Annotated in this window: 19 protein-coding genes; 7 read left to right on the top strand and 12 right to left on the bottom strand. The window is 72.6% G+C overall.

Features of this window, described 5'->3' with window-relative positions; all coding sequences use genetic code 11:
* The 3 genes from AB0J72_RS24915 to AB0J72_RS24905 form a co-directional block, all read left to right on the top strand.
* Positions 1 to 805, top strand: an 805-nt coding sequence (locus tag AB0J72_RS24915; RefSeq protein WP_363402487.1) for an SMC family ATPase, incomplete at its 5' end; no start/stop codon positions are given.
* Complete coding sequence (locus AB0J72_RS24910; RefSeq protein WP_363402485.1) at positions 802 to 1743, top strand: hypothetical protein; 942 nt, start codon at positions 802 to 804, stop codon at positions 1741 to 1743. The genes AB0J72_RS24915 and AB0J72_RS24910, both read left to right, overlap by 4 nt.
* A gap of 50 nt (positions 1744 to 1793) precedes the next feature.
* On the top strand, positions 1794 to 2639 hold the full coding sequence (locus tag AB0J72_RS24905; RefSeq protein WP_363402502.1) for a DNA-3-methyladenine glycosylase 2 family protein: 846 nt from the start codon (positions 1794 to 1796) through the stop codon (positions 2637 to 2639).
* Between the two features lie 702 nt (positions 2640 to 3341).
* Here the strand turns inward: AB0J72_RS24905 and AB0J72_RS24900 are convergent.
* The 8 genes from AB0J72_RS24900 to AB0J72_RS24865 form a co-directional block, all read right to left on the bottom strand.
* Positions 3342 to 3773: a GNAT family N-acetyltransferase gene (locus AB0J72_RS24900; RefSeq protein ID WP_363402483.1), complete on the bottom strand. Its 432-nt coding sequence runs from the start codon at positions 3771 to 3773 to the stop codon at positions 3342 to 3344.
* On the bottom strand, positions 3770 to 5143 hold the full coding sequence (locus AB0J72_RS24895) for an FAD-dependent oxidoreductase (RefSeq protein WP_363402481.1): 1374 nt from the start codon (positions 5141 to 5143) through the stop codon (positions 3770 to 3772). Before AB0J72_RS24895 ends, AB0J72_RS24900 begins: the two co-directional genes overlap by 4 nt.
* 8 nt (positions 5144 to 5151) lie before the next feature.
* The gene (locus tag AB0J72_RS24890) at positions 5152 to 6108 is read right to left on the bottom strand and encodes a hypothetical protein (RefSeq protein WP_363402479.1); all 957 of its coding nucleotides are present in this window, start codon (positions 6106 to 6108) and stop codon (positions 5152 to 5154) included.
* Positions 6109 to 6290: 182 nt separating this feature from the next.
* A complete protein-coding gene (locus AB0J72_RS24885) occupies positions 6291 to 6755 on the bottom strand; it encodes a GNAT family N-acetyltransferase (protein WP_363402477.1) in 465 nt (154 codons plus the stop codon).
* Between the two features lie 5 nt (positions 6756 to 6760).
* Positions 6761 to 8284 (bottom strand): dGTP triphosphohydrolase, encoded by a 1524-nt coding sequence (dgt, locus tag AB0J72_RS24880; protein ID WP_363402475.1) that lies wholly within the window; start codon positions 8282 to 8284, stop codon positions 6761 to 6763.
* The gene (locus AB0J72_RS24875; RefSeq protein ID WP_363402473.1) at positions 8281 to 9171 is read right to left on the bottom strand and encodes a class I SAM-dependent methyltransferase; all 891 of its coding nucleotides are present in this window, start codon (positions 9169 to 9171) and stop codon (positions 8281 to 8283) included. The genes dgt and AB0J72_RS24875 overlap by 4 nt, the downstream gene beginning before the upstream one ends.
* Before the next feature lie 18 nt (positions 9172 to 9189).
* On the bottom strand, positions 9190 to 11469 hold the full coding sequence (locus tag AB0J72_RS24870) for a hypothetical protein (RefSeq protein ID WP_363402471.1): 2280 nt from the start codon (positions 11467 to 11469) through the stop codon (positions 9190 to 9192).
* 215 nt (positions 11470 to 11684) lie between these two features.
* The gene (locus tag AB0J72_RS24865) at positions 11685 to 12461 is read right to left on the bottom strand and encodes a TetR/AcrR family transcriptional regulator C-terminal domain-containing protein (protein ID WP_363402469.1); all 777 of its coding nucleotides are present in this window, start codon (positions 12459 to 12461) and stop codon (positions 11685 to 11687) included.
* Positions 12462 to 12541: 80 nt separating this feature from the next.
* Here AB0J72_RS24865 and AB0J72_RS24860 point away from each other — a divergent pair, with 80 nt between their 5' ends.
* Both AB0J72_RS24860 and AB0J72_RS24855 read left to right on the top strand, forming a co-directional pair.
* Positions 12542 to 13495, top strand: coding sequence for an ATP-binding cassette domain-containing protein (locus AB0J72_RS24860; protein WP_363402467.1), 954 nt, complete (start codon positions 12542 to 12544; stop codon positions 13493 to 13495).
* Positions 13488 to 14255, top strand: coding sequence for an ABC transporter permease (locus tag AB0J72_RS24855; RefSeq protein WP_363402465.1), 768 nt, complete (start codon positions 13488 to 13490; stop codon positions 14253 to 14255). Before AB0J72_RS24860 ends, AB0J72_RS24855 begins: the two co-directional genes overlap by 8 nt.
* Here the strand turns inward: AB0J72_RS24855 and AB0J72_RS24850 are convergent.
* Both AB0J72_RS24850 and msrB read right to left on the bottom strand, forming a co-directional pair.
* Positions 14252 to 14692, bottom strand: a complete 441-nt coding sequence (locus AB0J72_RS24850) for a hypothetical protein (protein WP_363402463.1) — start codon at positions 14690 to 14692, stop codon at positions 14252 to 14254. The two genes, AB0J72_RS24855 and AB0J72_RS24850, sit on opposite strands and share 4 nt — an antisense overlap.
* A 28-nt stretch (positions 14693 to 14720) precedes the next feature.
* A complete protein-coding gene (gene msrB / locus AB0J72_RS24845) occupies positions 14721 to 15131 on the bottom strand; it encodes a peptide-methionine (R)-S-oxide reductase MsrB (protein ID WP_363402461.1) in 411 nt (136 codons plus the stop codon).
* A 154-nt stretch (positions 15132 to 15285) separates the two neighbouring features.
* Here msrB and AB0J72_RS24840 point away from each other — a divergent pair, with 154 nt between their 5' ends.
* Positions 15286 to 16518 (top strand): hypothetical protein, encoded by a 1233-nt coding sequence (locus AB0J72_RS24840; protein ID WP_363402459.1) that lies wholly within the window; start codon positions 15286 to 15288, stop codon positions 16516 to 16518.
* Between the two features lie 48 nt (positions 16519 to 16566).
* Positions 16567 to 17583, top strand: a complete 1017-nt coding sequence (gene ligD, locus AB0J72_RS24835; protein WP_363402457.1) for a non-homologous end-joining DNA ligase — start codon at positions 16567 to 16569, stop codon at positions 17581 to 17583.
* Here ligD and AB0J72_RS24830 read toward each other — a convergent pair whose 3' ends face one another.
* On the bottom strand, positions 17584 to 19134 hold the full coding sequence (locus tag AB0J72_RS24830; protein ID WP_363402455.1) for an alpha/beta hydrolase: 1551 nt from the start codon (positions 19132 to 19134) through the stop codon (positions 17584 to 17586).
* Positions 19131 to 20249, bottom strand: coding sequence for an ATP-dependent DNA ligase (locus AB0J72_RS24825; RefSeq protein ID WP_363402453.1), 1119 nt, complete (start codon positions 20247 to 20249; stop codon positions 19131 to 19133). The genes AB0J72_RS24830 and AB0J72_RS24825 overlap by 4 nt, the downstream gene beginning before the upstream one ends.
* Positions 20250 to 20967 lie beyond the last annotated feature (718 nt).

The raw sequence follows: 20967 nt of genomic DNA, 5'->3' as shown, positions 1-20967 counted from the left end.
CGACCTCGCCGACGCGTGTGCGGCGCTGACCGGCTGGGCCGGCACCGCCGCCGGCGAGCGGCAGGAGCGCCGCCCCGCCGCCGCCGAGGCGGTCCAGGACGCCGAGGCGCGGGTCACCGCGGTCCGTCACGAGCTGCGGGCGCAGTTCGCCGACGCGGGGCTGCCCGCGCCCGGCACCGACCCGGCCCGCGAGGCCGCCGTCGCCGTGGAGCGGGCCGAGGCGGCGCACCGGCGGATCGAGGAGCGGCGCGCCGAGGCCGCCAGGCTGACCGCCCAGCGCGACGAGGTCGCGCGGGAGGCGCAGGTCGCGAAGGCCCTCGCCCAGCACCTGCGGGCCGACCGCTTCGAGCGGTGGCTGCTCGCCGAGGCCCTCGACACGCTCGTCGACGGCGCGTCGCGGACGCTGCGGGAGCTGTCCGGCGGGCAGTACGACCTCGGCCACGAGAAGGGCGAGTTCTACGTCGTCGACCACCACGACGCCGGCCTGCGGCGCGCGGTGCGGACGCTGTCCGGCGGCGAGACGTTCCAGGCGTCCCTCGCCCTCGCGCTCGCCCTCTCGGAGCAGCTGGCCGGCCTGTCGACCGCGTCGGCGAGCCTCGAGTCGATCGTCCTCGACGAGGGCTTCGGCACCCTCGACCAGTCCACATTGGACACCGTCGCGGCGACCCTGGAGGCCCTCGCCGCGCGCGGCGACCGGATGGTCGGCGTCGTCACGCACGTCGGCGCGCTCGCCGAGCGCATCCCCGTCAGGTTCGAGGTGCGCAGGGACGCGCGCACCGCCCGGGTGGAACGGGTCGGGCTGTGAAGTTTCACGTCGACGCGTGGGACCCGTCCTACGGGGTGGCGTTCGAGGCCGCCGCCGCGGACGGTCCGCAGGCGCAGAGCAGCGCGCAGATCCAGCCCGATGTCGAGCTGCCCGCCCAGGCCTGGCGGGGCGTCGACGCGCCCGCCGGGCTGCGGCCGCCCGGCACCGTCCTCGTCGTCGACGGCGTCCAGCGCATCGACGCGCGGGTCTGGGCCACCGACGACGACGGCGTCACCTACCCCGGCGTCGCCGCCTCCTACGCGGCCGGCGTCGTGCGCTGCGACCTCGACCGGGGCGCCGCCGCGATCGCCACGACCCGCATCGAGCGCGGCCTGTTCACCCCGTTCGAGCTGGCCCCGCCCCTGGTCGCCGGCGCCGTCCGCTACCCGGCGATCCGGGTCTCCCGGGGCGAGCCGAAGGACCTGGCGCTGGGCGTACAGCGGCACATGCGGGCCCTGGAGGTCGGCGTGTCCGGCGAGGAGCGCGACGACGGCGACCTGCTCATCGTCGACGGCCCGCTGCAGGAGCGCGCGCACCTGCCCCGGGCCCTGGGCTACATCAAGACCCACCGCGTCGAGTACCTGCCGGCGGACCTGACCGCCGTCGTCACCGGGCTGCGCGGCGGCCAGCGCTCCCCCGTGTTCCTCCTCGGCACCTCGTGGCACCGGTTCGCCTGGTACCTGCGGCTGCCGGGCCCGGAAGGGTCGCCGTGGGCGGGCATCGTGCGGGCCGAGTGCTCCGCCGACCTGCTCCCCGCCGACGCGATCGCCCTCGCGCACCTGTCGGCGGTCACGCTCCCCCGCTTCGCCTCCAGCGCCTACAAGGACCCGCGGGCCCCACAGAACCTCATCCCGATCGCGGGCCTGGAGCGTAAGCTGCGCGCCATGCTCGGCGACGCCCGCCTCCTGCACCGCGCCCTCGCCAAGGCCGCCCGGTGAGGACGTTCGACTGCCCGCCCCGCTACGACCTGGCGGGGACGCTGCGCGGCCTGTGCCTCATCAACGGCGACCCGACGCTGTCCGTCGGCGCGCGGGAGGGCTGGTTCGCCACCCGTACACCCGACGGCCCGGGCACACTCCAGCTGACGCTCACGGGAGCCTCGCTGGTCGCGACCGCCTACGGCCCGGGCGCCGACTGGCTGCTGGACCGCGCCGACGCCGTCGCCGGGCTCCGCGACGACCTCACCGGCTTCCTCGACCTCGCCCGTCAGCACCCGCTCCTGTACCGCCTCGCCCGCGAGCACTCGGGCCTGCGCATCGGCGCGACCGGCCGGGTCTTCCACCACCTGGTCCCGGCCGTCCTCGGGCAGAAGGTCACCGGCAAGGAGGCCCGCGACGGCTACGTGCGCCTCCTGCGCCACTTCAGCACCGACCCCGCCCCCGGCCCGCAGCCCCGGCTCCGCCTCCCCCCTCCCCCCGAGGCGATCGCCGCCGCGCCCTACTGGGTGTTCCACCCCTTCGGCATCGAACAGAAACGCGCCGACGCCCTGCGCCGCGTCGCCGCCGAAGCGTCCCGCCTGGAGCGCTGCGCCACCGCCGCCGACGCCGTCGCGCGGCTGCTCACCATCCGCGGCATCGGCCCCTGGACCGCCGCCGAGGTCACCCGCGCCGCCTACGGCGACCCCGACGCCGTCTCCGTCGGCGACTACCACATCAAGAACGTCGTGGCCTACGCCCTGACCGGCGCGGCCCGCGGCACCGACGAGCACATGCTGGAGCTGCTCGCCCCGTACGCCGGCCACCGCGGCCGCGTCTGCGGCCTCCTCGCCGCCGCGGGCATCACCGCCCCCAAGTTCGGCCCCCGCATGCCCCTCCGCAGCTTCGCCCGCTTCTGAGCTTGCACCTCCTCCCGCTCACCCACCGCCCCACCTCCATGATCCGGAAGACTTCACGTCGCCATGGCAGCACAAACTCTTCCGGATCACGGAAGAACGCCGCCCCACCATCCGCCCGAACGGTTGTGGTCCTGACGTTCACGTGATCCGGAAGACTTTGTGTCGTCATCGCCGCACGAAGTCTTCAGGATCATGAGAAACCAGAGCGGCGGCAGCCTTCCAGCGGCCGGTCGCTGCGACTCGGTCACCCGGAGCGGCCCGCCGACAATCGTCCGGCTCACGGGTGGCATGCCGGCCAGCTCGCAGCACGACCTCAGCCGAGCGCTCGCCCACCGCCCCACCTCCGTGATCCGGAAGAGTTCATGCCGTCGTGGCAGCACAAAGTCTTCCGGATCACGAGAAACCGCCGCTCCACCATGATCCCGAACGGTTGTGGTCCCGGCGTTCGCGTGATCCGGAAGAGTTTGTGTCGTCATAGCAGCACGAAGTCTTCAGGATCATGGGGGATCTGCGCTCGGCCGCCGAGCTTCCCCCGGCCGCCGTTGATCGAATGACGGATCTGGCTGTGATAGCGGCCAGAACTGCAATTCGATCACCGCAGAGCACGCGAAGATCGGGCAGTGCGGCGCGGAGCGGCGCAGTGGGGTGCGGGTGAGAATGCCCGCCGAAGACCCGCCGGGGCAGCGGTGGGGGAAGTACAGCTCAGGTTCGGCGCATGGTGATGTGTTCGATGCCGTCCTCGAGGTAGGGGGTGCCCGTGGCGACGAAGCCGAACCGTTCGTACACGCGGACGGCCGTCGTCTGGGCGTCCAGGACCGCGGGGCGGGGGCCGATCAGGGCGACCGCCTCCGCGAGAAGGCGGGCGGCGAGGCCCTGGCCCCGGTGGGTGGCGGCGGTGACCACGCGGCCGATGCGGGCGGTGCCGTCCGGGTCGGTGAGGACGCGCAGGCAGGCGGTGACGGCGCCGGCGGGGTCGGTGAGCCAGATGTGGACGGTGGCGGGTTCGGTGTCGCGGCCGTCCAGCTCGGGGTAGGGGCACGCCTGCTCGACGACGAAGACGTCGCTGCGGAGGCGGAGGATGGCGTACAGGGTGAAGACGTCCAACGAGGCGAAGGGCGCGCTGTGGATGATCACGGCCTGAGCCTAGCCAGCTGCTCGGCGGTCTTGCGGGCGGCGATGAGGACGGGGTCCCAGACCGGGGCGAAGGGCGGGGCGTAGGAGAGGTCCAGGCCGGTCATCTCCTCGACGGTCATGCCGTGCCAGAGGGCGACGGCGAGGGCGTCGATGCGCTTCGCGGCGCCTTCCTGGCCGACGATCTGGGCGCCCAGGAGGCGGCCGGTGGTGCGTTCGGCGATCAGCTTCGTGGTGATGGGGAGGGCCCCGGGGAAGTAGCCGGCGCGGGTGGTGGACTCGGTGACGGCGGAGAACACCTCGAAGCCCGCACCCAGAGCCTCGGCGGTGGTGAGGCCGGTGCGGGCGACCTCGTGCGAGCAGATCTTCGACACGGCGGTGCCGACGACGCCGGGGAAGGTGGCGTAGCCGCCGCCGATGTTGATGCCGGCGGCGCGGCCCTGCTTGTTGGCGTGGGTGCCGAGGGCGATCGCGGTGGGGCGCTGCGAGATCAGGTGGTGCACCTCGACGCAGTCGCCGGCGGCCCAGACGCCCTCCGCGGACGTGCGCTGGCGGCGGTCGACGACGATGCCGCCGGACGCGCCGACCGCGATGCCCGCGCCGGCCGCGAGGGCGCTGTTGGGTTTCGTACCGAGGCCGAGAATGACGACGTCGGCCGGCAGCGTCCCGGCGTCGGTGCGGACCGCGGTGACCCGGCCGGCGTCCGACGAGAAGCCCGAGAGGCGGCACGACAGCCGCAGGTCGACGCCGAGGTCGCGCAGCGCGTTCGCGACGAGGCCGGCCATGTCGGGGTCGAGGGTGCGCATGGGCTGGTCGGCGGCGTCGATGAGGGTGACCTCCAGGCCGCGGCGGATCATCGCCTCCGCCATCTCGAGGCCGATGTACCCGGCGCCGACGACCACCGCACGCTTCGGCGCTCGGTCCTCCAGGAACGACAGCAGCCGGATGCCGTCCTCCAGCGTCTGTACGCCGTGGATGCCGGCCGAGTCGGCGCCCGGGACGTCGGGGCGGGCCGGCACGCCGCCGGTGGCGATGACGAGCTGGTCGAAGGGTTCGTCGTAGGTGCGCTCCCCGGACCGGACGGTCACGGAGCGGGAGGGCAGCGAGATCCCCACGACCTCGCAGCCGAGGCGCAGGTCGATGTCGAGCTCGCGGAACTGCTCGGGCGTACGGGCGACCAGGTCGTCCGGCGAGGAGACGTCGCCGGCCACCAGGTACGGGATGCCGCACGCCGAATAGGAGACGTGCTGCCCCTTCTCGAACGCCACGATCCGCAGGTCGGCGGCGGGTCGGCGGCGGCGGGCCTGCGAGGCGGCGCTCATCCCTGCGGCGTCGCCGCCGATGACGACCAGACGTTCCAGCGAAGCGGTCACCAGATCATTTAATCGTGTTTGTCGGGCGCGGGGATCGGCGCGCCGGTGTCGTCCCAGACGTTTCCGGAATTGGCGCTGAGCGTGGTCTGCGTACTGATGAGAATGGGGCAGACGTATCTGGTGTTGCGGCCGAAGCGGTTGTTCACCACGGCGATGCCGGTCATCGGGGTGGGGCCGCCGCCGCGGTGGGCGAAGTTGAGCACGCAGGAGCCGCCGTCGAGCCAGTTGTTCTCGACGCGCACGTCACCGCTGGCGCCGCCCTCCTGCGTGATCTGGAAGGCGGCGTTGGCTTCGGCGCCCGGGTAGAGCACGTTGTGCCGCAGCGTGATGCGGCGCTTGCCGCGGGTGTCGACGGCGTCGTTGACGGTCGCGCCCGGGGCGCCGGTGCTGAAGAACGTCAGGTCGTGGATCCAGGAGTCCTGGATGACGACGTCGTTGCCGGCCTTCACGCCGTCGACGGTGCCGTGGATGTTGACCCGGGTCAGGGTCGTGGCGGTGGCCCACACGCCGTCGAGGCACGCGTTGGGGCTGGCCGGGGCGATCTCGACGTCCTCGATGACCGCGCTGCCGACGACCTCGATCACGGCGGCCGAGCAGCGCGCCGCCCCGCCCCGCACGATCGAGTTGCGGATCGTCACGTTCTTCCCGGTGATGCGGACGTACCCGCGGATGTCGGCGTTCGAGACCACGGCGTTGTCGACGGACAGCGTCTGGTCGCCCGTGAGCACGGTCAGCGCCGTGCCGGCGATCACGCCGGTGTTGCCGGCGGAGGGCTTCCCACCGCCCCGCGACACGACCCTCGGCACGACGGACGGCGACGCGCCGGCCGACACCGACGGTGACGGGGACCGGGACGCCGAGGGCGACGGCGAGGCACCGGAGCCGGGCAGCCCCGCCCGCTCCGCGGAGCGGCGCTCCTCGGGGGTCAGGCCGTCCACGGATGCCCGGCGATCGGGCTGCGTCAACGGATACACCATGATCGCCGTCAGTGTCACCGTCACGACGCCGGCGACCGCGACGCCGATCGGCCCCCAGTGAAAGCGGCGCCAGTCCACGCGTCGCCCAGTCGCCGGAAGATCACTCTCGGTGGTCACTGACCCTTTCTAGTGGTACCAGAGTGACGTTGTCCACCTATTGATGCGTGTGTTTACGGAAGTGTCTTCGACATCTGCCGCGAAGTCGTCTCGAACCCCAACGATTCGTACAGGCGCAGCGCCCCCGGATTGTGACCGAAGACGTTGAGGCCGACCCGGGTCACGCCGCGGGCGCGCAGCTCCTCCTCGGCGGCGAGCATCAGCGCGCGGCCGAAGCCGCGGCGGCGGTGCGCCTCCTCGACGGAGATCTCGTAGATCCACGCCTGCTGCCGGTCGGGCGTCGGCAGCCCGAGCCACAGGTGCCCGACCACGTCGCCGTCCACGACGCCCGCGTAGAGCAGGTGCCCCTCGGTGGCGAGGCCGTCGGGCAGCCACGTCGCGAACTGCCGCTCGAGCCGCGCCTCGACCTCGGCCGGGGAGCCGCGCCCCGCCTGCACCTCGTCGAGCGCATAGGCCGCCTTCAGCGCGGCGATGAAGGACGTGAACTCGGACGGGGTGAGCGGGCGCAGCGTGAGCATGACGCTCACAATACGAAGGCGTCCGTCCACAGCTGCCGCGACCGCCCGGACAGCGCGTCGAGCAGCCCGGCCGCCTGCCCGTCGGTGAGCGCCGCCACGAAGTCGACGATCGCCCGGCCGCGGGCCATCGCCATCCGGTCCAGCTCCCCCGACGCGAGACCGTAGTCGGCCGCGGTCAGGTCGCGGACCTCCGCATACGCCATGTCGACCAGGTCGTGCAGCCGCCGCGGCAGCCGCGCCGCCTCGTCGGGGTCGACCAGCCACGCGTGCAGCGCCTCGACGAGCGCACCCAGCAGCCGGGCCTGCCCCCGCTGGTGCAGCGCCAGGTCGGGGCGCTCCAGGACGAACCGGTGGTGCACGAACTTCAGCACCTGCACCTCGTGCCACTGCGCGGTGCCGAGCGCGACGTGCCCGGCGCGCATCGGCGGATCCGGGAGCACGTTGATGGCGTCGATGAGCCGCCGCGTCCAGCGGGCCGAGAAGCGCGCGACGCCCTGCTCCGCCTCGATCGAGCCGTCGAACGGCGCCGCAAGCAGCCCGTCGACGAGCTCGTGCCGCACGTGCTCGACGGCCGCCCAGAACGCGTCGTCGTCGCTGATCCAGCCGTCCTTGCGGAACAGGTCGCGGCGCAGCAGCTCCACCGAGCGCCCCGGCCGGCGCGCGGAGGCGCGGAGCTCGGCGAGATCCAGACCGCGCAGCGCGGTCGCGTCGCGCTGCCACGCCATCAGCTCGGTGGCGACGGTGCCCTGCTGCAGGACCCCGACCCGGTGGAAGTCCTCCAGGTCGTGGATGGCGTAGGCGATGTCGTCGGCGGTGTCCATCACGGACGCCTCCGCGGTCTGCTGCCACTGCGCGAGCAGCCCGTCGAACGGCGCGCGGGCCTGGCGCAGGTCGGCGAGCTCGGTCACGTAGGCGCCGAACTTCAGCGACCCCGCCGCGGGGTCGTCCGGGTCCACCCCGGCACCGCGAGGCGTCGGACGCATCAGGTGTACGTGTGGCGAAGGGTAGGTCCGCCGGGTCCACGGGTACTTCGCCATGGCCGCCCGGACCGCGGCGGTGAGGTCCAGCCCGACGGTCGAGCCGCTGATCTCGGTGCTCGTCACGATGCGGTACGACTGCGCGTTGCCCTCGAACCCGTCCGGCAGCCCGAGCCGCTGCCGGGCGAGCCGGTCCAGGACCTGCTCGCCGAGGTGCCCGAACGGCGGGTGCCCGAGGTCGTGCGCGAGCGCCGCCGCCTCCACGACGTCGGCGTCGCAGCCGCCGAGCTTGTCCAGCAGCGGCTGTGCCCCGCACTGGGGCGAGCACAGCCGCTCCACGATGCCGCGGGCGACGCTGGCGACCTTGAGGCTGTGGGTGAGCCGGTTGTGCACCAGCAGCCCCGACCCGCCCGGGCTGATCACCTGGGTGACGCCGCCGAGGCGGGCGAAGAACGGGGACGCGACGATCCGGTCCCGGTCCGCACGGAACGGGTTGCCGGTCAGGTCCCCGGAAGCGGGGCCCCGGCCGCCGAAAAGTCGCGCCTCCCTCATGCCGGCTTGCGGACCTCGATGACGAAGCCGCTCGCGGTCACCGCGGCCGCCGGGTGGTGCGCCAGCAGCAGGTCGAGGAGCTTCAGCGGGGACAGGATCCAGGTGAGGGGCAGGATCGCCCGGTACAGCCGCATGCTGCCGAACGACAGCAGCATCGCCAGCCACTCCTGCAGCGTCCACAGCATGCCGGACGTCGGGCCGGCGCCGACCTTGACGCTGAGGACCTCGAACTGCGGGAACTGCTCGCGCAGCCCGACCTCGGTGTAGCGCTGGAAGTCGTACGGCGAGGCGTGGAACGGCTGCATGAACGGCACGAACACGAGCATCCGGCCGCCGGGGCGCAGCACGCGGTGCATCTCGGCGATGTGCTTCGCCGGGTCGGGCACGTGCTCCAGGACGGCGATGCTGATCCCGCCGGCGAGGCTGCCCTCGGCCAGCGGCAGGCTCCGCAGGTCGGTGACGATGTCGACGTTGGGGTAGGTGCCGCCGTCCATGCAGATGACCCGCTGGTCGCGGCGGTGCGTGCCGCAGCCGAAGTCGGCGACGAGGTCGTGCTCCAGGTCGAAGCTGCGCAGGAACGGCATGATCAGGTTGCGGTCCATGACCGGCGACAGCACCTTGATCGCCGTCGGGTACACCTTGTTGAACCGCTTCTTGACGAACTCCTTGATCCGGTTCAGCGCGTCGGCGGTGAGCTCCTCGGAGTCGAAGCCGCCGAACTTCAGCTGGCCACCGCGACGCCTGCCCGCGTGACCGCAAGAGGCGCAGGCGACGACCTCGCCGCCATCAAGCCGTAACGGTGCGTGACAGGAGGGACAGGCCAGCACCTGCGCCAGGCGGGCCTGGCGGCCCGCGGCGGTCGGCTCCATCGCGGGGGCGTCAGTCACAGTGTCGTTCATCATCCCTCAGCGGATCTCGTAGACAGCGATCTTCCCTGCACGATGCCTGAGCTGCGCGAACTCGCCCAGCGCCGGCGAGGCCGTGACCCCCGAGGGGTCCGACGCCTCATAGACGAACAGCCACCGCACACGATACTGGTCGCGCAGCTTACCGATCGTCGCCGCCGACGGCGTCGTGAACGCCGCGTCGTTGTCGGAGAGTAGCTGCTGGTTCCAGTACGGCGCGAACACGGCGTTCAGACCGGTCTCGGCCGCCATCTGGTGGGTGCGGTTGGTGAAGCCCCAGCCCTCGATCAGGAAGCGGCGCTCGCTGTACGCGGCGAAGGCGAAGTGCCGGTTGTCGCACTCGGTGGGGGTGGTGCCGGCCAGGACGAAGCAGTGCGCGTTGGTGGCGACCAGGTCGTCGGGGTCGGAGTGGTCGCGCAGCCACCGGCCGGCCTCCATCGTGCCGGCCGGGATGAACTGCTGGTACTGGTTGATCCCGCGCCAGCCGGTCTGGTTGGCCTCGCGGGTCGTCTCGTGCAGGTGCAGCAGCGTCGTGACCAGGCAGACGCCGGCCAGCATGCTGGCGACGACGGTGCCCTTGGCCGGGAAGGACGAACGGCGCAGGAGCAGCGCGGCGATGCCGAGCAGCGCGAACACCGCCGCGTACGGCCAGAGGAGGTGGAGCGCGCTCATACCGGACGACCCGTCGAAGCGCGCCGGCCGCGGGATCCACTTCGGGTTCAGCTCGTGCACCACGATCAGGCACGCGGCGCCGACCGCCATCGCGCCGTACACCCACGTGAGCATCCGCCGGGTGGGCACGCCGGCCGGCGTGATCATCGCCAGGCCGACCACCGCCGCGAGCGACAGGTACGGGCGGCCGGAGACCATGAACCAGCCCTCGGCGCCGCCCTCGTGGCCGAAGACGAGCAGCGCGCCGACGCCGGACAGGCCGATGCCGAACATCAGCACGACCGGGTCGGCGGAGATCCGCAGGTCGGGCCGGCGGCGCTTGGCCAGCTTCGCCAGGCCGAGCAGCCCGGGCCAGATGCAGGCCCAGCAGGCGATCGTGATCGCCGTGACCAGCAGCAGCCGCCACAGCCCGGTCAGGCCGGGCAGCGGCATCGCGAACTCGGCCGTATACGGCGCGCCGGAGATCTGGGCGAAGTGCAGCGGGTCGATCGCCAGGCCCTGCGCCGCCCCGCCGAACAGGACGAACTGCGCGAACAGCAGCGCGAGGAACGCGACGCCGGCGGTGATCAGCGCGGCCGGGTGGACCCGGCGGCGGGTCAGCAGGCGCACCGCGACGACCAGCAGGACGCCGGCGAGCAGCATGGGCAGGAACGTCGCCTTGCCGCCGGTGACCGCCGCGGTCAGCAGGACCACCAGCGCCCAGCGCTTCCGGTTGCGTTCCGTGAGCACGTCCACCAGTACCAGCGCGAGACCGGCGAACAGGACCGCGCCGAACGTCTGCGTCGGGCTGGTCCACAGCTGCGCGCGCAGCGACGAGCCGTCCTCGTAGACGTTGGTGCCGAAGGTGGAGAACCAGCCGTGCAGCGGCCACTGGTACGGCGTCGGGGCGAGCACGAAGAAGGTGGTGACCGCGGCGGCCGCGCCGGCCCACCAGTGCCCCGTGAGCCGCTTGCCGAGGACGGCCATCAGCATCAGCAGCCCCAGGATCATCGGCAGCGGCGACAGGCGCAGCAGCAGGACCTGCGGCTCGATCCCGGTGATCCAGGAGGTGGAGGCCATCTCGGCGTAGACGAACCAGTGGTAGAGCACCGGCTGCTCCGGCAGCCACGGCGAGGCGAGCGGCATGTGGTGCTTGGCGTCGCCCAGCAGCGCCAGGTGGAACGGGGAGTCGCCGTCGGGGCTCAGCGAGCCGGGCTCGGCCAGGTCGTGCGTGCGGAAGAACCGGATGATGCTCCAGTAGAAGAGCACCAACCCGGCTCCCGACAGGATCGCCGAGAACCAGAACGGCGTCTTCTCCTCGGCCCGGTCGGTGCCGCGCCAGTGCCGCCGCAGCTTCGGCACGAGCAGGAAGACCGCGACCGTGGCGACCGGCCAGGCGGCGGTCAGCAGCGGCACGCCGATCCACCTGGCGGCGATGTAGGTCATCACCTCGCAGGAGTAGCCGACGGCGAGACCCGCGGCGACGTCCTCGACGAACCAGCCGGGCCGGCCGCGAACCGCCCGCCAGATCAGCATGCCGGGCAGGATGATTCCGAGGGCTACATACGCCGTGAAGATCGCCGTCGTCCAGACCGGCACGCCGTAGAGCCACAGTCCGATGAAGAGCAATACACCGAGCGTTGCCGGCGGCGCCCACGCGGGCGGCTTTCGCCGGGCCGGGGCCGCCGTCGGCGCCGCCGACGAGGGCCGTTCCACGGTTACCGCCACGTGATCCGCCGTTCCTCCGAGATGACCGTCGCACCCTATCAACGCGTCACTGACAGTGGGGGGCGCGCGAGCGCCTCGGTGCTGCGGTCGGTCGATGTCCTGGTGCGGCGGCCGGGTCACCCCGCCCGGGCGGTCCCGGGCCGGTCGGCGTCGCACGGTTGTCTGCGCTCGATCAGGGTCTGAATACCGTCCAGAACACGCGCCAACCCGAACTCGAAGTCTGTGTCCGGCGTCTCGTCGGGTACATCGAGTATGCCGGTCGCGAGGAGCCTGCCGATCGCGGGGAACCGCTGGGGGTCGGCCAGTTTGCCGAGCAGCTGACCGTAGGTGAGCATCGCCTCGTCGGCGGTCGTCCCCGACGCCTGCGCCGCCGCGGTGATGTCGGCGGTCAGCACTGCCCAGTTCCGGGTGATGCCGCTCACGGTCATGATCGTGGAGAGCTTCTCGTGCTCCTCGAGGGGTGTTTCCGCCAGCACCGCGAGGCCGTGGTCCATCCAGGCGACGTGGTTGGGCGTCAGCGGCGGCGAGGTGATCGGCACCCGCACCATCCACGGCTGGCGCCGCAGGATCTCCAGGTGCGTGCGGGCGAAGCGCAGCATCCCCTCCCGCCAGCCCTCGCCCGGCGGCATCGGCGGCGGGTGGCCGACCGCGGCGTCGACCATCAGGTCGAGCAGCTCGTTCTTCGCGGCGACGTAGCGGTACAGCGACATCGTGGCCGCACCGAGCTCGGCCGCCACCCGGCTCATCGACACCGCGCCGAGGCCCTCCGCCGCGGCCACCTGCACGCCCGCGGCGACGATCCGATCCAGCGTCAGCCCAGGTCGCGGCCCCTTGCCGGGCCGGGCGCGCAGGCCCCAGGCGACGGCCAGGTTCGAGGGCAGTTCGTTCTCCATTGACTCAGATCCTACTTCTGCGTATAACTTACGCAGTAGTGCGTACGACATACGCAGTAGACAATCTTGGAGCGTGCCTCATGACCCTCGCCGTCGAGGCGACCGGCCTCACGAAGTCGTACGGCAGGCTCGACGTCCTCACCGGCGTCGACCTGGCGGTGCCGGCCGGCACCGTGTTCTCCCTGCTCGGACCCAACGGCGCCGGCAAGACCACCACGGTGCGCATCCTCGCCACGCTCCTGCGCCCCGACGGCGGCCGGTGCCGCGTCGCCGGCTACGACGTGGTCCGCCAGCGCCGGCAGGTGCGCGCCGCGGTCAGCCTCACGGGGCAGTACGCGGCGGTCGACGAGCTGCAGACCGGCGCCGAGAACCTCCGCATGATGGGCCGGCTCAGCGGCCTCACCGCCGCCGCGGCCAGGAAGCGCGCCGGCGAGCTCCTCGAGCGCTTCGACCTGACCGCCGCCGCCGACCGGCGCGCCGGCACGTACTCCGGCGGCATGCGGCGCCGGCTCGACCTCGCCGCCGGCCTCGTCGGCACCCCGTCGGTGATCTTCCTCGACGAGCCGACCACCGGCCTGGACCTCACCAGCCGGCAGGCGATGTGGCAGGTGATCGCCGGCCTGGTCAGCACCGGCGTCACCGTCTTCCTCACCACGCAGTACCTGGAGGAGGCCGACCAGCTCGCCGACCGCATCGCCGTCGTCGACCACGGCCGGGTCGTCGCCTCGGGCACCCCGGCCGAGCTGAAGGCGCGCTTCGGCGACCAGCGCCTCGACCTGGAGATGGCGTCACGCTCGTCCTGGGACACGGCGCTGGCCCGCTTCGGCACCCGGGTGGTGCAGCACGATGCCGGCCGTCTCACCGTCGGCGTCACCACCGACGGCAGCGCCGCGCACGTCCGCGCCGTCCTGGACGAGATCGACCCGCACGGCGCCGCTGTGCTCCGGTTCTCGCTGCACAGCGCCACGCTCGACGACGTCTTCCTCGCCCTCACCTCCACGTCCGCGTCAGCGAAGGAGCCCGCCAATGTCTAGCCTCGCCACCGCCCCCGTCCAGTGGCTGACCATGGGGGGCAGGTCGCTGCGCCTCGGCCGCCGCAACGTCGAGGCGCTCATCATGTCGCTGGTGCTGCCGGTGATGCTGATGGTCGTCTTCGTCTACCTGTTCGGCGGCGCCATCGACACCGGCACCGCCTACGTCACGTACGTCGTGCCCGGCGTCATGCTGCTCTGCGTCACGTTCGGCTCCGCCATGACCGCGGGCTCCGTCGCCAGCGACATGACCGGCGGGATCATCGACCGCCTCCGCTCCCTCGACGTCGGCGGCCCGGCCGTCCTCGCCGGCCACGTCGCCGCCAGCCTCGCCCGCAACGTGTTCTCCAGCGCGCTGGTCTTCGGCGTCGCGTTCGCGATCGGGTTCCGCCCGCACGCCTCCGCCGCGCAGTGGCTCGCCGCTCTCGGCGTGCTCGTGCTCACCATCGCCGCCGTGTCATGGCTGGCGGCGGCGCTCGGACTGCTCGCGTCCTCCCCCGAGGCGGCCGGCGGTTACACGTTCGGGATCACGTTCCTCCCGTACGCCAGCAGCGCCTTCGTCCCGATCGACACCATGCCCTCGTGGCTGCGCGGCTTCGCCGGCAACCAGCCCGTCACGCCGATCACCGAGAGCCTGCGCGGCCTGCTGCTCGACCAGCCGGTCGGCTCCGCCCCGTGGAAGGCGGCCGCCTGGTGCGTGGCCATCATGGTCGTGTCGATGGCCGCGGCGGCCCTGCTCTTCCGCTCGAAGACCCGCGCCTAGCGGTTCATCCGGCAGTCGTGGGCGTCCTGGGCGTCGTCGACCTGGATCTCCAGGTGCTCGAACCGGTCGGCGCGCTCGGCCCTGAGCTGGACGGCGGAGTGCTCGCCGAAGTTCAGGAAGACGCGCTGGTCGTTGTGCTCGTCCTTCTCGACGATCGACCAGCTGCCGTCCTTGGTGAGCGGCGGCACGTCCCCGTCGTCGTCCAGGACGAGACCCTCCGCGTGGTAGGTGCCGTCGTCGCGGATGCTGACCTTGCCGCCGCACTCGCTCGTCCACACCCCGACCACCTGGTCCTGGGTGAACTGCGGGCGGCCCTTCTCGGGCAGGACGTCGTCGACCGAGGACGGGACGGCGTCGCAGCAGTTCAGGCAGCCGAGCAGCAGCGGCAAGGCCAGGATCGCCATGACCACCCTGGCCCACGTCGATCTTCGGGGCATGCGGTGATCATGGCAGGTCCGTGAATGTCTAGCTAGAGGCCGGATCCAGCCTGATCGAGAGGCTGTTGACGCAGTGGCGGGTGTCCTTGTCCGTCATGCGCTCGCCGCGGAAGACGTGACCCAGGTGGGAGTCGCACCTGGCGCAGCGGATCTCGGTGCGGACCATGCCCAGGCTGCGGTCCTCGATCTCCTTCACGGTGCCGGGGATGGCGTCGTCGAAGCTCGGCCAGCCGCAGTGCGAGTCGAACTTGGACGAGCTCTCGAAGAGCTGGGCGCCGCACGCCCGGCAGTTGTAGACACCGGCGGTCTTGGTGCTGACGTACTCGCCGGTCCAGGGTGCCTCGGTGCCCGCGCGGCGCAGGACCCGGAACTCCTCCGGGGACAGCCGCACGCGCCATTCGGCGTCGGTGGTGGGCAGGTCGACAAGTGGCTCGGTCATGCCTCAACGGTAGGCGGCCCCGGGCCGGACGACCATTACGGCCCGAGAACGTGACGCCCCTGGCCCGCGACGTCTCCGCCCCCACCTCGTTGGACCGACGAAAGCCACGATTCGGACTTTTGTCGCACAGCGGGCGAGTGGACGGGACACGACGATGAGGTTGCTCTACAAGGCGGTTGCGGTCGGCGCGGCGGGCGCGGCGGGCATCACGCCGCTGGCCACCGCGGCGCACGCCGCGTCCTCGGCCACCGAGATGCGCGTCGACGGCTGCGGCACGTCGTGGAGCGGCACCCTCGAGCTGTGCGGCGAGACCTCCCACCCGGGCACCGATCCCGCCGGCTACGGCCCGGACGACACCCGCGACTGGCGGTACGACGCCCCCACCCACGCCGGCACCGGCGGCCCCCTCTACGCCGGCCACTCCACCGCCGGCGATGACGACGGTCCCGGCTGCGGCTGCGACCACGGCAACAGCGGCCACGGCCAGGGCGGCGGGCACAGCTCAGGCAACGGCTACGGCGGTTCGGCTGGTGGTGGCTACGGAAGCGGCGGCCACGGTCAGGGCGGCGGGCATGGCTCCGGCAACGGCGGGCACGGTTCCGGCGGCGGATACGGCAACGGTGGCTCGACCAACGGCGGCGGCCACGGCCACGCCGGGCACGGTGGCGGCTCGGCCAACGGCGGCGGCAATGGCGGGCACGGCGGCGGGCATCACGGCGGCGGCGGCCATGGCTCCGGGAACGGCGACCAGGGCAACGGCGGCGGTGGGTACGGCGGCGGACCCGGCGGCTCGCACAACGGCGGCGGCAACGGAACCGGATCGGGCGGGCCGAGCACACCCGTCGGCGGTGGCGGCAACGGTGGCGGCAACGGCAACGGTGGCAACACGCCTGGCGGTGGCGGCGGTACACCCGGCGGTGGCGGAACAACGCCCGGCGGTGGTGGCACGCCCGGCGGCGGCGGGACGACCCCTGGTGGGGCGACGCCCGGTGGGGGCGGGGGCAACGCCAACGGCGGCACGACCCCGGGCGGCGGGGGTGGCAACGCCAACGGCGGCACCACGCCCGGCGGCGGGGGCGGCACCGTGAACGGCGGCACCACGCCCGGCGGCACCGGATCGGGCAGCGGCGGCGCCACGGGCACGGGCACGGCCGCCGGCACGCTGCCGGTGACCGGCACGTCGTCGATGATGACGACGATCGGGTTCGCGTTCATCATCGGCGGGGCCGGCATCCTGTACTTCACCAGGCTGGGCGACCGGGGCGAGGACACCACCCAGGAGCAGGAGCCGACGCGCAGGACGCCGGCGAACCGCGGCCGCGCGGGGCGGGCCCCGGCGCCGATGCCGCGGCGCAGGCCCAGCCCTCAGACGACCCGCAGGCCGTGACCGCGAGGCTACCCGCACGAGGGACCCGCGGCGCGTAGGGTGCTTGGCATGGCCGATGCGCTGGAGATCGAGGTCGCTGGGCGGCCGGTGCGGCTGACCAGTCCCGACAGGGTCATGTTCCCGGAGCGCGGCTTCACCAAGCGCGACGTGTTCGAGTACTACGTGGCCGTCGGCGACGGGATCATGCGGGCGCTGGGCAACCGGCCGACGACGTTGCAGCGGTTCCCCGAGGGGATCGGCGGCGAGATGTTCTTCCAGAAGCGGGTCCCCGCCCGGGGCGTGCCGCCGTGGCTGGAGACGGCGCAGATCGCGTTCCCCAGCGGGCGCAAGGCCGACGAGCTGTGCCCCGCCGACCTCGCGCACGTGGCGTGGGCGGCGCAGATGGGCACGATCGTGTTCCACCCGTGGCCGGTGCGCAAGGCGCACGTCGACCACCCCGACGAGCTGCGCATCGACCTGGACCCGCAGCCGGGCACCGACTTCGCCGACGCGGCCGTCGTGGCCGGCGAGCTCAAGGCCGTCCTCGACGAGCTCGGCTGGAAGGGCTGGCCGAAGACCAGCGGTGGGCGCGGTGTCCACGTGTACGTGCGGATCGAGCCGAAGTGGACGTTCGTCGAGGCGCGCCGGGCGGTGATCGCCCTGGCGCGCGAGGTGGAGCGGCGCCGGCCCGACCTCGTGACCACCAAGTGGTGGAAGGAGGAGCGGGGCGCGCGGGTGTTCGTCGACTTCAACCAGATGGCCCGCGACCGGACGATCGCGTGCGCGTACTCGCTGCGCGCCAACGGCCGCGCCACCGCGTCGACGCCGCTGCGCTGGGAGGAGCTGCCGGACGTCGAGCCCGACGACTTCGACCTGCGGACGGTGCCGGAGCGGATCGCGAAGCTCGGCGACGCCCACGCCGGCATCGACGACTCGCCCTGCGACATCACCCCGCTGCTGGAGTGGGCGGAGCGTGACGCGGCGAACGGCGAGGGCGACATGCCGTACCCGCCGGAGTATCCGAAGATGCCCGGCGAGCCGATGCGGGTCCAGCCGAGCCGGGCCCGCAACAACGTGGAGCAGTAGCTACTTCTCGCAGGTGAGCTCGGCCGGCGGGACGCGCAGGTCGATCAGGTACCGGTTGACGGCGTCGATCACGCAGCCGGTCTTCGGGTAGGCGGTGTGGCCCTCGCCCTTCCACGTGATCAGCGTGCCGACGCCCAGCATCTTCGCCAGCGCCGGCGCCTGCTCGTACGGGGTGGCCGGGTCGCCGAGCGTGCCGATGACGACGATCGGCGCCGAGCCGGTCGCCACGCCCGCCGGGTACGGGTCGCGCTTGCCGGGCCACTGCGCGCAGATCAGGTTGAGCGCGAGCGCCCCGCCGAACAGCGGGTACTTCTGCCGCCACTGCGGCTGCAACGCCCTGGCCTGCTCGACCGTCGGGGTGTCGTCGCTGTCCGCGCACCCGACGGCGGCGTTGGCGTCGAACATGTTGGTGTACTTGCCCTCCGGGTCGCGCTCCGCGTACGAGTCGGCGAGCTGGAACATCTTCTCCGGCTTGCCGTTGCGCAGGTCCTGCATCGCCTGCGCGAGGACCCGCCAGCCGGACTCGCTGTACAGCGACGACACCACCGCGGTGAAGACCCAGCCTGCGGTCGCGTTGCGCCCCTTGCCCTGCACGGGGCTGGTCCGGGCGTCCGCGATCGCCTTCGTGACCACGGCCCGCGGGTCGGGCCCGATCGGGCAGGCGGTCACGTTGGCCTTGCACCAGGTGGTGAAGTTGTCGAAGGCGTGCTCGAACCCGGCGGCCTGCTTCTCCGCGGAGTCCTGCATCGACAGCGTCGGGTCGACCGCCCCGTCGAGCACGAACGCGCGCACGTTCTTCGGGAACAGCTGCGCGTAGACGGCGCCGAGCAGGGTGCCGTAGCTGTAGCCGAGGTACGTCATCTGCTGCTCGCCGACCGCCGCCCGCAGCGCGTCCATGTCCCGGGCGGTCTGCTCGGTGGAGTAGAAGCGCAGCTTGTCGCCGTACTTGTCGCCGCAGCTCTGCGCGAGCCTGCGGGTCAGCGCGACCGACTCGCCGAACGCCGCGTCGGTCTGCGGGTCGGGGTCGATGCCGAAGTTGGCGTCCAGGTCGGCGTCGGAGAAGCACTTCACCGGCGACGACCTGCCGATGCCGCGCGGGTCGAAGCCGATCACGTCGAAGCGGCGGACGACCTCGGCCGGCAGGTACACCGACCGGTAGACGGCATACTCGACGCCCGACGCCCCCGGCCCGCCCGGGTTGATGAACAGCGACCCCACCCGGTCCCGCTGCGTCGTCGACCGGCCGCGGACCATCGCGACGTCGAACGTGCCGGAGCCCTCCGGGTTGTGCCAGTCCTGCGGGACCTTGACCGTGGCGCAGTCGTACTTCACGTTCTGCGGCGGGCTGGAGAAGATCCCCTTGTAGACGTCGGGGCACGGCTTCCACTGCGCCGGCTCGACCTTCACGCCGGACGAGGTCGTGGGCGCGGCCGCCGGCCGGTCCAGCCGCCGCGCCTCCTGCGACGGGTCGGTGGGCAGGCTGCCGCACCCGCCGAGCAGCGCCGTGACCAGCAGAACCGCGAGCGAACGCCGTGCGACGCGAGCGCTCAAGGCCGCCCTGCCAGCACGGACTCCACGTCGAAGCGGATGGGGCGGTCGAGCTGCTCATACGTGCACGAGCGCGGCTCACGGTCGGGCCGCCAGCGCTTGAACTGGGCGGTGTGCCGGAAGCGGTCGCCCTCCATCGCGTCGTAGCCGACCTCGACGACGAGCTCCGGCCGCAGCGGCACGAACGACAGGTCCTTCTTCCCGGTCCAGCGGCTCACACCGCCCGGGAGCCTGGTCGCGGCGTCGCCGGCCGGCACCGCCTCGACGCTCGCGGCGGCGGCGCCGGGGATCTGGCCCGCCCAGTTCCACGGGTGGTCGACGACGCCCTCCCGGTACGCCTCGAGCTCCTCGACCAGCTCGGCCCGGCGCTCCCGGGTGAACGACGCGGCCACCCCGACGTGGTGCAGGCGGCCCTCCTCGTCGTACAGCCCGAGCAGCAGCGACCCGACGATCGGCCCGTCCTTGTGCCACCGGAACCCAGCCACGACGGCGTCGGCCGTGCGCGCGTGCTTGATCTTGAACATGCTGCGCTTGCCCGGCTCGTAGGCGCCCCCGGCCGGCTTCGCGATCACTCCGTCGAGCCCGGCACCCTCGAACCGCGCGAACCAGTCCCGCGCCACCTCGATGTCCGTCGTCACCGGCGTCACGTGCACCGGCGCCACGACGCCCGACAGCGCCTCGACCAGCCTGGCGCGGCGCTGCGCGTAACCCACCTCGACCAGCGCCTCGTCCCCGACCGCGAGCAGGTCGAACGCGACGAACGACGCCGGCGTCTGCTCCGCCAGCAGGTTGACCCGCGACGCCGCCGGGTGGATCCGCTGCCCGAGCAGCTCGAAGTCGAGCTTCGGCTCGCCTTCCCCACGCCGGATCACGATGATCTCGCCGTCGACGACGCAGCGCTCCGGCAGCTGCGCCAGGACCTGCTTGACGACCTCGGGGAAGTAACGTGTCAGCGTCTTGCCGCCACGGCTGGCGAGCTCGACCTCGTCACCGTCGCGGAACACGATGCAGCGGAACCCGTCCCACTTCGGCTCGAAGCTCATCCCCTCCGCGCTCGGCAGGTTGGGAATGCTCTTGGCCAGCATCGGCTCGACGGGAGGCATCACCGGCAGATCCACCCTGCCACACTAGCTGTTTCTGGCCCCGGGCATGCCCCAGCCGCTCCCCCATGATCCGCCGGCCTCCCGCCCCACCCAGGCGCACAAGCTCTTCCGGATCACGCGATGGCAGCTCGAAGTACGCGAGAACGGTGCGGATGGCGTCGACGCGGTGGCACACCCCAGCCGCGCTCCCCTGGCTGCCGACCTCCCGCACCCAACGCCCCATCCCGACGCACAAAGTCTTCCGGATCACGCTCAGCCTCGACCTCACCGCGGCGCCGCCACCCTGAACGCCGGCCACCGGCCGAGGCCCCCGCCGGCAGCGAGGGCCTCGGTGGCGACGAGCACCGCTCCGCGCCGCGCCCCCAGCCGCGGACCGTAGACGCACCAGCGCAAGGTCGTCTGGAGCGCGTGGTCACCACCCGGCGTCGAGCACGCGGCGTTGCATCGCGGGCGGGCGCAAGGGCTTCCGATCACGCGACCACCACCCCACGCCGCGCCCCGCCCCGCAGACGCACAACACAGGGTCTTCCGGATCACGCGGCCACCGCCGACGTTGTGCACCCGACGGCACACCGCAGACCCACGGAACACAAAGTCTTCCGGATCACGCAAGCCTCGCTCGGCGCCGCACACCCGAGACGCCCCGCAGACGGACTCACACGGTCTCCGGATCACACGACCACCACCCCGCGCCGCGCCCCCAGCCGCGCACCGCGGACGCACAGAACACAAA

Source organism: Dactylosporangium sp. NPDC049742, assembly GCF_040674675.1.
Classification (GTDB): domain Bacteria; phylum Actinomycetota; class Actinomycetes; order Mycobacteriales; family Micromonosporaceae; genus Dactylosporangium; species Dactylosporangium maewongense.
Note: the sequence above shows the minus strand (reverse complement) of the source record. Positions and strands in the feature narration are given on the sequence as shown.